Below are 12631 nucleotides of genomic sequence, written 5' to 3' on the forward strand. Positions count from 1 at the left end.
TCAGTCGAGGAGGTTCTGCTCGACGGTGAGGTCCTGGGGCGGGTGCCGGGTCAGCTCGTCGAGGAGCGGGCGCAGCAGCGGGTGCTTCTCCGCGCCTCGCCGTACCGCGGCAAAGACCCGGCGCTCGGGGCCCGCCGCCGGCCGGACGACGACCTGCGAGAGGTCGAGGTCACGCAGGGCCAGCCGCGGCACCAGAGCCACCCCCGCCCCCGCCCCGACCAGCGCCACGACCGCGCGGAAGTCGTCGGAGTGGTGCGCGAAGTCGGGTGTGAAGCCCACCCGCTCGCAGGCCACGGTGATCACGTCGTGCACGGGGTTGCCCGGGTAGGGGCCGATCCAGTCCGCGCCCGCCAGGTCGGTGAGCCCGTCGGAACCGGCGTGGTCGTGCGGCAGGACCAGGTCGAAGGGCTCGGAGTACAGCGGCAGCCGGAACAGCCGCGGGTCGGAGGAGTCGGGGGCGCCTCGGTACTCGACCGCCAGGGCCAGGTCGGCGGCCTCGTCCAGTAGCAGGCTCAAAGCCTGGTCGCCCTCGGCGTCCCGGACGTGCACGCGCAGGCCCGGCGCGACCTCGCGCAGCGTCCGGACCGCCGGGGCCAGCACCGCGCCGATCGCGGTGGCGAACGCCGCCACCGTCACCTCGCCCACCTGGCCGCTGGCGTAGGCGGCCACCTCGGCCTCGGCCCGTTCGAGCTGGGCCAGGACCTCGTTGGCGTGCGCCAGCATGATCCGGCCCACCGCGGTCAGCCGTACGCCCCGGCCGTCGCGGGTGAGCAGCCGGTGGCCCACCTCGTGCTCCAGCGCGCCGAGCTGCTGGGAGACGGCGCTCGGGGTGAGGTGCAGGGCTGCGGCGGCGGCCGTCACCGTCCCATGGTCGGCCACCGCGCGCAGGGTCCGCAGGCGCCGGGTGTCTATCACGGGGCTGAGTCTACGGATTCCCCGCTGCAGATCCTCGGTCGTCAGCCGCGGGCTGTGATGAAGGCCTCGACGGCCCGGTCGACGTCCTCGGCCGAGTGCGCCGCCGAGAGCTGCACGCGGATGCGCGCCTGCCCCTGAGGCACCACCGGGTAGGAGAAACCGATCACGTAGATCCCCAGGTCAAGCAGACGGTCAGCCATCGCGGAAGCCTTGGCGGCGTCCCCGATCATGACCGGCGCGATCGGATGGTCCCCCGGCAGGATGTCGAACCCGGCCTCGGTCATCTTCGTCCGGAACCGCTCGGTGTTGGCCCGCAGCCGCTCCCGCGCCTCGCTCGTGGTCTCCAGCAGGTCGAGGACCTTCAGCGAAGCCGCAGCGATCATCGGCGCCAGCGAGTTGGAGAACAGGTACGGACGTGACCGCTGCCGCAGCAGGTCGCAGATCTCCTTGCGCGCCGACACGTAACCACCGGACGCACCGCCCAGGGCCTTGCCCAGGGTGCCGGTGATGATGTCGACCCGGTCCATGACCCCGTGCAGCTCGGGCGTGCCGCGTCCGGTCGGGCCGACGAAGCCGACGGCGTGGGAGTCGTCGACCATGACCATCGCGTCGTACTGCTCGGCCAGGTCGCAGATCTCCCGGAGCGGAGCCACGTAACCGTCCATGGAGAAGACGCCGTCGGTCACGATGAGCTTGCGGCGGGCCGTACCGGCTTCCTTGAGCTTGGCCTCCAGATCGGCCATGTCCCGGTTGGCGTAGCGGAAGCGCTGGGCCTTGGACAGCCGGATGCCGTCGATGATGCTCGCGTGGTTGAGCGCGTCGGAGATGACCGCGTCCTGCGCGTCGAGCAGCGTCTCGAAGACGCCGCCGTTGGCGTCGAAGCACGAGGAGTACAGGACGGTGTCCTCCTGGCCGAGGAAGTCGGCCAGGCGCGCCTCCAGCTCCTTGTGCACCGACTGGGTGCCGCAGATGAAGCGGACCGAGGCCATGCCGAAGCCCCAGCGGTCGAGCGCGACCTTGGCCGCCTCGATGACCTCGGGGTTGTCGGCCAGGCCCAGGTAGTTGTTGGCGCAGAAGTTGAGCACCTCGGCCGAGCCGACGCCGACCGAGGCGTTCTGCGGCGTGGTGATGACGCGCTCGGGCTTGAGCAGCCCGGCCTGCTCGATCTCGTCGAGGGTCTCGCGGAGCTGGCCGCGCACGCTGTCGAACATCAGTTGCTCCAGTCCATGATGACCTTGCCGGTGCGGCCGCTGGCGGCGGTGTCGAAGGCCGCGTCGAAGTCGCGGTAGGAGAAGCGGTCGGTGATGACCGGGGACAGGTCGAGGCCCTTCTCGAGCAGGACCTGCATGTTGTACCAGGTCTCGTACATCTCGCGGCCGTAGATGCCCTTGATGGTGAGCATGGAGGTCACCACGGTCGCCCAGTCGACGGCGAACTCCGCGGCGGGCAGGCCGAGCATGGCGATGCGGCCGCCGTGCGTCATGTTCGCGATCATGTCGCGCATGGCCGCCGGGTTGCCGGACATCTCCAGGCCGACGTCGAAGCCCTCGCGCATGCCGAGCTGCGACATGCCCTCCTGGAGACTGCTCTGCGCGACGTTGAGCGCGAGGCTGACGCCGAGCTTGCCGGCCAGGTCGAGACGCTCGGAGCTGACATCGGTGATCACCACGTTGCGCGCGCCCACGTGCGTGGCGACGGCGGCGGCCATCAGCCCGATCGGGCCGGCGCCGGTGATCAGCACGTCCTCGCCGACCATCGGGAACGACAGCGCGGTGTGCACCGCGTTGCCGAACGGGTCGAAGATCGCGGCGATGTCCGGGTCGACCGGGATGCGGTGCACCCACACGTTGCTCGCCGGCAGCGTCACGTACTCGGCGAAGGCGCCGTCGCGGTTGACCCCCAGGCCGACGGTGTTGATGCACAGGTGGCGGCGGCCGGCCATGCAGTTGCGGCACTTGCCGCAGACCAGGTGCCCCTCGCCGCTGACCAGATCGCCGACCTGGATGTCCTCGACGCCGGGCGCCACCTCGACGACCTCGCCGGAGAACTCATGGCCCACGATCAGCGGGAGCCGCAGGGTGTTCTTCGCCCAGTCGTCGTATTTGCGGATGTGGAGGTCGGTGCCGCAGATCCCCGTCCGGAGGACCTTGATCAGCACCTCGCCGGGGCGGACGGTGGGCTCTGGCACGTCCACCAACCACAGGCCCGGCTCGGCCCTCTCTTTGACCAGCGCTTTCATAGTGAACCATCTTCCTCCAGGGCACCGTGGTGGTGTCCATCGAGGCTTTCTTAACTCCCCCCTCAGATCCGCTTCACGCGCTGGGTTGTCGGGGTTTTGGGTCGCCGTAGGGGGTTCTTGTCGGACAGGGGCAGGTTCCGCCGTACGGGGGGCTCGCCGTATTGGTTGGGTGGGGGGTCGGGTTTCTGAGACCCGCCACCGCCGCACCCCCGCTTCCGCAGCTCCCGTCGATGGATTATTGAAAGTTGTTTTGTTAAGTAGGATGGTCAGGTGCACCAGCAGAGTGGCGACGCCTCCCTCCTGCGGCGGCTGAACACCGCCGCCATCCTCGGCAGCCTCCGCACCGCGGAGGTGGCCACGTTGACCGAGCTGGCCAAGGCCAGCAGGGTCTCCCGGCCGACCGCCGAGGCGATCGTGGAGGAACTGCTGGGCGAGGGCTGGGCGGAGGAGTGCGCGGAGGAGCCGGGGGAACGCCAGCGGGGCCGTCCGGCCCGCCGGTTCCGGTTCCGGGCGGCGGCGGGGCACGTGGCGGGCGTGGGGATCGGACACACGAGCGTCCGGGTGATGGTGACGGACCTCAACGGCGAGCCGGCCGCGGCGGGCCGTACGCCGATGGCGTCGGGAGCCCCGGCGGACGAGCGGCTGAACGCGGTGTGCGAGCTGCTGAGCCGTACGGTCGCCGAAGCGGGCCTGGAGACCGCCCAGCTCGCCTACGTGGGCGTCGGCACGACGGGTGTGGTGGACGGCGCCGGCCGGGTGGTCAAGAGCATCGTCCTGCCCGGCTGGAGCGGCCTCGACCTGCAACGGGAGCTGTCCGACCGGTTGCCGGTCCCGGTGATGGTCGAGAACGACATGCGGCTGGCCGTCCTCGCCGAGCACTGGCGCGGCGTGGCCCGAGAGGCCGAGAACGTGGTCTACCTGTTCACCGGCGACCGCGTGGGCCTGGGCCTGCTGATCGGCGGCCGGCCGTACCGGGGGGCGCACGCCGCCTCGGGGGAGATCGGCCGCCAGCCCAACGACAACTGGGCGGGCCTGCGGCACGTGATCGACTACGCGATGGCCGTGGAGCCGGGGGAACTGCGCGGGGCACGGCAGAGCGCGGAGTTCGCCATCGCGCGGGCCCGCGCGGGTGACGGGAAGGCGCTGGAGGCGGTCCGGTCGTTCGGCCGTGGGCTGGGCGCGGGGCTGATCCCGGTGGTCAACCCGTTCGACCCGGAGATCGTGGTGATCGGCGGCGCCCTCGCCTTCGCCGGTGACCTGCTGGTGGAGCCGATCCAGGAGCTCCTCGACGAGTACTGCCTCTACCCGCCCCGCGTGGTCGCCTCGGGGCTCGGCAGCGAGTGCGTGACGCTCGGCGCGGTCCGGATAGCCCTCGATCAGGCCGAACGCCTGCTGTTTACGCAGACGGCTTGAAAAAATCAGTTACCAAATGGTCTCAGCCAGATCGCTACGCCGCATCAGTTGTCCAAAACGAGCGTATTTACTCTAGTTGCTTGCATAAATGAGCGTTAACCTCCAGGCAATCGTCATGACCTGGAGGTGAGACGTGGCCGCTGCCACGACGGCCCCACCCGTGGACCTGCCGGCGCCGGCAGTGCCCGCGCCGCCGCGCCGGACCCTGCGCGACCGGCTGCGACGCGACTGGACGCTGCTCCTGCTGGCCGCGCCCGGCGTGCTGTACTTCGTGATCTTCTTCTACGTCCCCGTGCTCGGGAACGTGATCGCGTTCAAGGACTACGCGCCCTTCCTCGGGATCAACGGCAGCCCGTGGGTCGGCATCGACAACTTCGTGATGCTCGTGGCCGAGCCCGAGTTCTGGACCGCGGTCGGCAACACCCTGCAGATCACCGCGCTCCAGCTCATCCTCTACTTCCCGGCCCCGATCTGCCTGGCGCTGCTGCTGAACTCGCTGGTCGGCCACCGGATCAAGCGCTTCATCCAGAGCGTGGTCTACCTGCCGCACTTCCTGTCGTGGGTCGTGGTCGTCGCCATGTTCCAGCAGGTCGTCGGCGGCGCGGGCACGCTCACCCAGTTCCTGAACGAGCACGGCGTCACCATCGGCAACCTGATGTCCAACCCGGACACCTTCAAGCTGCTGGTCACCGCGCAGGTGATCTGGAAGGACACCGGCTGGGGCACGATCATCTTCCTGGCCGCGATCACCGCGATCGACGTCAACCAGTACGAGGCCGCCGCGCTCGACGGCGCCGACTGGAAGCGCCGGCTGTGGCACGTGACCCTGCCGGGCATCCGGCCGGTCATCCTCATGCTGCTCATCCTGCGCCTCGGCGACATCCTCAGCGTCGGCTTCGAGCAGATGGTCCTGCAGCGAGACGCGGTCGGCCCGGCGGCCTCCGAGGTGATCGACACCTACGTCTACTACCACGGCGTCATCAACGGCGACTGGGGGATGAGCACCGCCGCGGGCCTGATGAAGGGCCTCATCGGCGCGGCGCTGATCTACGCGGCCAACAAACTCGCCCACCGTTTCGGAGAACAGGGGATCTACCGATGAGGCCGCCGTGGATGGAACGCCCGACCATCGCCGGGCGCACCCTGAAGTTCGTCGTCCTGACCGCCATCACGCTGGCCGTGCTCTACCCCTTCGGCCTCGCGCTCGGCACCAGCCTGACCGGCAAGGCCGAGAGCGTCGCCAACGGCGGCAGCTACGTGCTGTTCCCGAGCGACCCGACGCTGGAGGCCTACAAGGTCATCCTCTCCGGCGGCACGGTCACCAGGTCGGTCCTGATCAGCATCGGCATCACCCTCGTCGGCACCGCGCTCAGCCTGGCCTGCACGGTCTTCCTGGGCTACGCGCTCTCCCGGCGCGGGGTGCTGTTCGGCAAGCCGATCCTGCTGATGGTGCTGGCCACCTTCCTGTTCACCCCCGGCATGATCCCCAGCTACCTGATGGTCAAGGAGCTCGGGATGATCGACACCTACCAGGCGTTGATCGTGCCGGTCCTGGTCAACGCCTTCAACGTGGTCGTCGTCCGGGCCTTCTTCCAGAACCTGCCGGAGGAGCTCTTCGAGGCGGCCCGCATGGACGGCTGCTCGGAGTGGCGGATGATGTGGCGCATCGCGCTCCCGCTGTCCAAGGCGGTGATCGCCGTGGTCGGCCTGTTCTACGCCGTCTCCTACTGGAACACCTTCTTCAACGCGATCCTCTACCTCAACGACCAGACGAAGCACCCGATCCAGGTGGTGCTCCGCCAGTACATCTTCCGCGGCAACGCCCAGGCGGGCGCGGACATCGGCGTCATCAGCAGCCTGCCGACCGCCTCGGTCCAGATGGCGGTCCTGATCATCGCGCTGATCCCGATCGTCGCGGTCTACCCCTTCCTCCAGAAGTACTTCGCCAAGGGCGTCCTCACCGGCGCCATCAAGGGCTAACAGCCCTCCTTCGTCGGTCTGTCAGCCCAAGGGCTGGCTGCGTTTATGGAGAACCAATGCATTCTCGTCGTGGTTTCCTGGGTCTCGTCGCCGCGGGCGTCACCGTCGCCGGGCTCGCCGCGTGCAGCGGCGAGGGCGGTACGGCAGGCGTCAAGAAGGGTGGCGCGGACCTGTCCAAGAAGCTGCAGCTCCCCACCTTCACCGCCGCCAAGATCCCCACCCCCGACCTGCCCATCGACGCCGGCCAGGACCCGGCGTACCTGAAGTACCCCGAGACCCTGGTCAAGTCGGTCGCCACCCCGCCCGGCGACGGCAGCAAGATCACCGCGTTGACCCAGACCTGGGACGTCGCCCCGCCCACCGTGGACAAGAGCGCCTACCTGCAGGCGCTCAACAAGGCGCTCAACGCCCAGTGGGAGATGAACATCGTCGTCGGCGACGGCTATCCCGACAAGTTCAACGCCATCATCGCCTCCGACGACCTGCCCGACCTGGTGTGGTTCCCGCCGAACCAGGGCCTGCAGCGCGTCCCCGAACTGCTCGAGGCCAAGTTCCACGACCTCACCCCGCACCTGTCCGGCGACGCGATCAAGAAGTACCCGAACCTCGCCAACCTGGGTGACACCGCCTGGAAGTCGGCCGTCACCAACGGCAAGATCTTCGGCGTCGCGGTCGCCTACAGCCGCTTCGGCCAGGTCTTCCTCACCAACCGGGAGTTCTGGAAGCCGGTCGGCGGCGACAACGCCTTCACCAGCGCCGACGACTTCCTGGAGAAGGCCAAGACGCTGATCGACCCGAAGAAGAACAAGTACGCGCTGGAGCCGGCCTACGCCAACGCCGTGCACATGTTCAGCCACTGGTACGGCGCGCCGAACACCTGGAAGCTGGAGGGCGGCAAGCTGACCCACCAGTACGAGACCGCCGAGTACCAGGCCGCCATCGAGTTCGCGATCAAGTGCTACAAGGCCGGCCTGTTCTGGCCCGACCCGACCCTGACCACGATCAAGGAGAAGGCGGCCAACGGCCAGATCGGCGCCTACATCGAGTCCTTCCCCGGCTTCCTCAACGACTCGCGCAGCCAGAACTTCGACCTCGGCGTGATCGTGCCGTTCGCGGCCACCCCGACCTCGAAGCCGGTCTTCAACATGGCGCTCGGCTCGGTCGGCTTCACCTCGATCAACAAGAAGGTCGACGCCAAGCGCGTCGAGATGCTCCTGCGCGTCCTGGACTTCATGGCCGCCCCGTTCGGCACCGAGGAGAACCAGCTCGTCAACTACGGCGTCGAGGGCACCCACTTCACCAAGTCCAACGGCGACCTGGTCTTCACCGACCGGGGCAAGACCGAGGTGCCCACCACCCAGCAGCCCATCTCCTTCGTCATCGGCTCGCCCGCCGCGCTGTTCATCCCGGGCAAGGCCGACCGCACGAAGCTGATCCACGACTTCCAGACCAAGGTCGCCCCGATGGTCCAGCAGCGGGTGACCACCGGCCACTTCTCCGACACCTTCACCCAGAAGAACGGCGAGCTGTCGACCATGGGCAACGACATGGTCAAGGACATCGTCGCGGGCCGTAAGTCGATGTCGGACTGGCCGGAGTTCGTCAAGTCGTGGATGGCCAAGGGCGGCGCCGCGATGAAGGCCGAGTACGAGGCGTCGATCGCCAAGGGCTGACGGCCTGCCGTACCAATCGAGAAGGGAACGAAGTGGAAGACCTGCGTATCGGAGTGATCGGCCTCGGCCTGCGGACCAACCTGGCGTTGGCCGCGCACCGGCCCGGCAAGGGGTCGGTGGTGTCGGCGCTGTGCGACTCCGACCCCGCAGTGCTCAAGCGGCAGGCCGAGCGGTTCGAGGCGGACCTCCTCACCGAGGACTACCGCGACCTGCTCGACCGGGCCGACATCGACGCGGTCATCGTGATGACCCCGGACGACACCCACGAGCAACTGGCGGTGGACGCGCTGCGCGCGGGCAAGCCGGTCTACCTGGAGAAGCCGCTGCACATCACGGTCGAGGGCTGCGACAACATCCTGCGCGCCGCCTACGAGACCGGGACCAGGCTCTACGTGGGGCACAACATGCGCCACATGGGCGTGGTCCGGCTGATGCGCGACATCATCCGGAAGGGGGTCATCGGCGAGCCGAAGACCGTGTGGGTCCGCCACTTCGTCTCCTACGGCGGCGACTACTACTTCAAGGACTGGCACGCCGACCGCACCAAAACGACCGGCCTGCTGCTGCAGAAGGCCGCGCACGACCTGGACGTCATCCACTGGCTGGCCGGCGGGTACACCACGCGGGTCAACGCGCTGGGCGACCTGATGCTCTACGGCGACCTGCCGCGCCGCGAGCCGGGCACGCCGCGGCCGGAGGGCTGGCTGCGCGAGTTCGAGTGGCCGCCCACCGAGCGCCGGAACCTGAACCACGTGGTGGACGTCGAGGACGTCTCGGTGATGAACATGCGCCTGGACAACGGCGTCATCGCCGCCTACCAGCAGTGCCACTTCAGCCCCGACTACGTGCGCAACTACACGGTCATCGGGACCGAGGGCCGGCTGGAGAACTTCGGCGACGGCCCCGGCGACACGGTCAAGGTCTGGAACACCGGCCCGACCGGCTACCGCGAGGACTGCGACATCGCCTACCGGGTGCCGGAGGCGCAGGGCGGGCACGGCGGGGCCGACCCGGGGATCATCGGCGAGTTCTGCCGGTTCGTCCGCGAGGGCGGCGTCACCGACACCTCGCCGGTCGCCGCGCGGATGAGCGTGGCCGCGGGGTACATGGCCACGATGTCGCTGCGGGACGGCGGCATGCCGTACGACGTGCCGGCGCTCGACCCCGAGCTGATCGCCTACTTCGAGGCCGGTCAGATCCGGGCATGACCTACCGGCTCCGCTACCAGGTCCTGCCCGGCCGCGACCCGCGCGAGCTCGCCCGCTGGTGCGCCGAGCACGCGATCCCCGAAGTCGTCCTGATCTACGGCTCCGAGGAACTGCACTCCGGGCACCCGGCCGGGGTCGGCGAGGACCTGTGGTTCGAGCACGTCGCCGGGGTGAAGCGCGTGCTCGACGCGCACGGGATCGGTGCGAGCCTGAACCCGTGGGTGACCGTCGGGCACGCCGACCGGGGCCGCACGCAGGATCTCGGCTTCGCCCCGATGGTCTCCCCGTCGGGCGAGGTCGCGACCGCGACCGCCTCCTTCGCCTGCCCGGTCTGGCGTGACTGGCTGGCCGGGCACTACGGGCGGTTCGCCGCGCTCGGCTTCCGCGTGCTGTGGCTGGAGGACGACTTCCGCTTCCACAACCACGGCCCGCTGACCTGGGGCGGCGGCTTCGAGCCGGAGATGCTGGAGCGTTTCGCGCTGCTCGCCGGGGAGAAGGTCGGCCGCGCCGAGCTGGTCGCGGCGATCACCGCCGCCGGCCCGCCGCACCCCTGGCGGGCGCTGCTCCAGCGGACCTGGCGTGAGGCGCAGCTCGAAGCCCTCGACCTGGTACGGCAGGCGGTCGCCGGCCGCGCCGAGCTGGGCCTGATGAGCTCGGGCCTCGGCATCGCCTCGGTCGAGGGCCGCGACTGGGCGGAGCTCTTCGACCGGGCCAAGGTGCACCGCCCGCACTTCGCCGCCTACAGCGACACCCCCGGCAAGTCGCTCGCCTACTCGATCGCCATGCTCGAACTCCAGCGCGGCCTGCGCCCCGCCGGGGTCGAGGTGACGCCCGAGATCGAGAACTGGCCGCACACCGAGTGGACCAAGTCCGACACCCAGACCTGGTCGGAGATGGTCACCGCCCGGCTGTCCGGCGCGGACGGCCTGCTGCTCGACGTGCACCCCTTCGTCACCGGCGACCCGGCGCGCTACCCGCGCGTCGGCACCATGCTCGACCGCTCCCGCCCCGCGCTCGACGCCACCGCCACGCCCGACCTGCAGACCATCGGCGTCGGGATCCCGTGGTGGCCGGACACCGCGGCGCGGATCTGGGGCGACGGCACCCTCGACGGGCTCGCCGCCGACCCGCTGCGGGCCGCCCGCTACCTCCTGCCGTACGGCGTGCCGGTCCGGGCGGGTCTCGCGCCGGTCAGCGCGGTGTTCGGCAAGGTCGCCTGGGGCGTCCCGGACGAGGCCGTCGAGGAACTGCTCGCCGGCGGGGTGCTGCTCGACGGGCACGCGGCGCTGGTGCTGACCGAGCGCGGGTACGGCTCGCTGCTCGGCGTCGAGGTCGAGGAGATCGCCGAACGGTTCACGCCGGCTCGCCTGCCGTACAGCATGGAGCGCGTCGCCGACGGCGGCGCGTTGCTGAGCGTGAACGTGCAGCCCGCGGTGGCCCGGCTGGCGGCGGTTCCCGGGGCGGAGGTGTGGACGCAGCTTCTCAGCCCGCGCGGTGAGCACTGGGGTGAGGGGCGGGTGGCCTTCCGCAACTCGCTCGGCGGCCGGGTGGTCACGCTGGCCGCCTGCGAGCCTGAGGAGCTCGGGCGGTGCGACGACGGGCAGCGCCTGGCGCACCGGGCGGTGCGTTTCCTCGGCGGCGAGTTCCCGCTGGTCACCGGCGGGCCGCTGCTCATGCCGCAGTACGCCGTGGTGGGCGGGCGGCACCGGCTGGCCATCGCCAACGGCTCCGCCGACCCGGCCCGTCCTGTGGTGACCGGCACCGGGTCGATGCAGGCGACTCTGTTGGAGCCGTTGCGGGAGCCTCGCCCTGTGCCCATCCACCAGCAGTCCGGAAATTTCGTGATCGACGCGGATGTGCCGCACCGGGGATATGTGATCGTGGAATGGTGAAGAACGAGCGTCCCTTCGTCGTCCCCGCCCTCCAGGAATGGACCGGTGGGGAGGGCGTCTTCGTCCCCGGCGTCGTCCGGCGCGAGCTCGCGCCCACCGGCCTGGGCGACGAGGGCTACCGGCTGGAGATCACCCCCGACGCGGCCACCGTCACCGCCGAGACCGAACGCGGCCTCATCCACGGAGCCGCCACCCTGGACCAGCTCCTGGCCCGCGGCCCGGCGCCCTGCGGGGTGGCCGAGGACTGGCCGAACTACCCCGTCCGCGGTTACCTCCTGGACGTCGGCCGCCGCTACGTCACCCCCGAGCTGATCCACCGCCTGCTGCGGCTGATGGGCCGCTTCAAGCTCAACGAGCTCCAGCTCCACCTCAACGACAACGAGATCAAGCCCCCGGACGGCGACTGGAACCGCGCCCTGCACGGCTTCCGGCTGCGCTCGGCCGCCTTCCCCGGCCTGGCCTCGCCCGAGTCCTACTCCCGCGCCGACTGGGACGGGTTCGAGGACCTCGCCGCCGCGCACGGCATCACCCTGGTCCCCGAGATCGACGCCCCGGCCCACGCCCGGTCCTTCATCGCCTACGACCCCTCTCTCGGGCACGACGGCGGCGACTCCGACCACCTCGATCTCGCCAACCCCGCCGCGACCGAGCTGGTCAAAGCCGTGATCACCGAGTTCGTGCCGTGGTTCCGCGGCCCGGCCGTGCACTTCGGCGCCGACGAGTACTACCAGAGCAAGGAGCTGTGGCAGCGCTTCTTCAACGACATGGCCGCGCACATCCGCTCGCTCGGCAAGCAGCCCCGCGCCTGGGGCGGCTTCACCCGGCTCTCCCCGACCGGCGACACCACCGGCTTCGACCCCGACGTGGTCGTCAACAGCTGGAACAACGGCTTCTACGGTCCAGAAGGGGCGCGCGGCGACACCTACCCGCTGATCAACAGCAACGACGCCCTGCTCTACCTCGTCCCCGAGGCCGACTACTACCACGGCCACGGCCTGGACAACGAGTGGCTCTACGACCACTGGGAGCCGCACGTCTTCGCCGACGGCGAGCGCCTCGACCCCGGCGACCCCCGCCTGCTCGGCGCCATGCCCGCCCTCTGGAACGACCTCGTCCGCGCCTCCTACCCGCAGGAACGCATGTACGAGCTGATCGAGGACAGCCTGCCGGTGCTGGCCCAGAAGATGTGGAGCGGCTCCAAGGCGGGCCTGCCGTACGCGGAGTTCAGCAGCCGAGCACGGCCCTGATCGCCGGGTCGTCGAGCTCGTGCCCGGGCCCGTCGGCAGCACCCGGTCCGCCCAGTGCACCGCG

The 12631-nt window shown here is 69.9% G+C and carries 10 protein-coding genes; 7 read left to right on the forward strand and 3 right to left on the reverse strand.

Going from position 1 to position 12631, the window contains the following annotated elements; genetic code table 11:
• Genes AB0I67_RS13395 through tdh form a run of 3 tightly spaced genes read right to left on the reverse strand, consistent with a single transcriptional unit; the run spans position 1 to position 3154 of the window.
• A complete protein-coding gene (locus tag AB0I67_RS13395) occupies positions 1–915 on the reverse strand; it encodes a LysR family transcriptional regulator (protein ID WP_357922452.1) in 915 nt (304 codons plus the stop codon).
• A 41-nt stretch (positions 916–956) separates the two neighbouring features.
• A complete protein-coding gene (locus tag AB0I67_RS13400) occupies positions 957–2126 on the reverse strand; it encodes a glycine C-acetyltransferase (RefSeq protein WP_357922455.1) in 1170 nt (389 codons plus the stop codon).
• Positions 2126–3154, reverse strand: coding sequence for an L-threonine 3-dehydrogenase (gene tdh / locus AB0I67_RS13405; protein WP_357922458.1), 1029 nt, complete (start codon positions 3152–3154; stop codon positions 2126–2128). The genes AB0I67_RS13400 and tdh overlap by 1 nt, the downstream gene beginning before the upstream one ends.
• Before the next feature lie 270 nt (positions 3155–3424).
• On the opposite strand from tdh, the gene AB0I67_RS13410 reads away from it, so the two are divergent.
• The 7 genes from AB0I67_RS13410 (at position 3425) to AB0I67_RS13440 (ending at position 12567) form a co-directional block, all read left to right on the forward strand.
• Positions 3425–4567, forward strand: coding sequence for an ROK family protein (locus AB0I67_RS13410; RefSeq protein ID WP_357922460.1), 1143 nt, complete (start codon positions 3425–3427; stop codon positions 4565–4567).
• Between the two features lie 133 nt (positions 4568–4700).
• Positions 4701–5669, forward strand: coding sequence for an ABC transporter permease subunit (locus tag AB0I67_RS13415; protein WP_357922463.1), 969 nt, complete (start codon positions 4701–4703; stop codon positions 5667–5669).
• Positions 5666–6547: a carbohydrate ABC transporter permease gene (locus AB0I67_RS13420; RefSeq protein ID WP_357922465.1), complete on the forward strand. Its 882-nt coding sequence runs from the start codon at positions 5666–5668 to the stop codon at positions 6545–6547. Before AB0I67_RS13415 ends, AB0I67_RS13420 begins: the two co-directional genes overlap by 4 nt.
• A 56-nt stretch (positions 6548–6603) precedes the next feature.
• Positions 6604–8220, forward strand: coding sequence for a hypothetical protein (locus tag AB0I67_RS13425; protein WP_357922468.1), 1617 nt, complete (start codon positions 6604–6606; stop codon positions 8218–8220).
• A gap of 32 nt (positions 8221–8252) precedes the next feature.
• Positions 8253–9428: a Gfo/Idh/MocA family oxidoreductase gene (locus AB0I67_RS13430; protein WP_357922471.1), complete on the forward strand. Its 1176-nt coding sequence runs from the start codon at positions 8253–8255 to the stop codon at positions 9426–9428.
• Positions 9425–11320 carry a hypothetical protein gene (locus tag AB0I67_RS13435; RefSeq protein ID WP_357922474.1) on the forward strand — a complete coding sequence of 632 codons (1896 nt, stop codon included), beginning with the start codon at positions 9425–9427 and terminating at the stop codon, positions 11318–11320. The genes AB0I67_RS13430 and AB0I67_RS13435 overlap by 4 nt, the downstream gene beginning before the upstream one ends.
• Positions 11314–12567 (forward strand): glycoside hydrolase family 20 protein, encoded by a 1254-nt coding sequence (locus AB0I67_RS13440; RefSeq protein ID WP_357922477.1) that lies wholly within the window; start codon positions 11314–11316, stop codon positions 12565–12567. Before AB0I67_RS13435 ends, AB0I67_RS13440 begins: the two co-directional genes overlap by 7 nt.
• The last annotated feature ends 64 nt before the right edge of the window (positions 12568–12631 follow it).

The organism is Nonomuraea sp. NPDC050310 (genome assembly GCF_040655795.1).
GTDB lineage: Bacteria > Actinomycetota > Actinomycetes > Streptosporangiales > Streptosporangiaceae > Nonomuraea.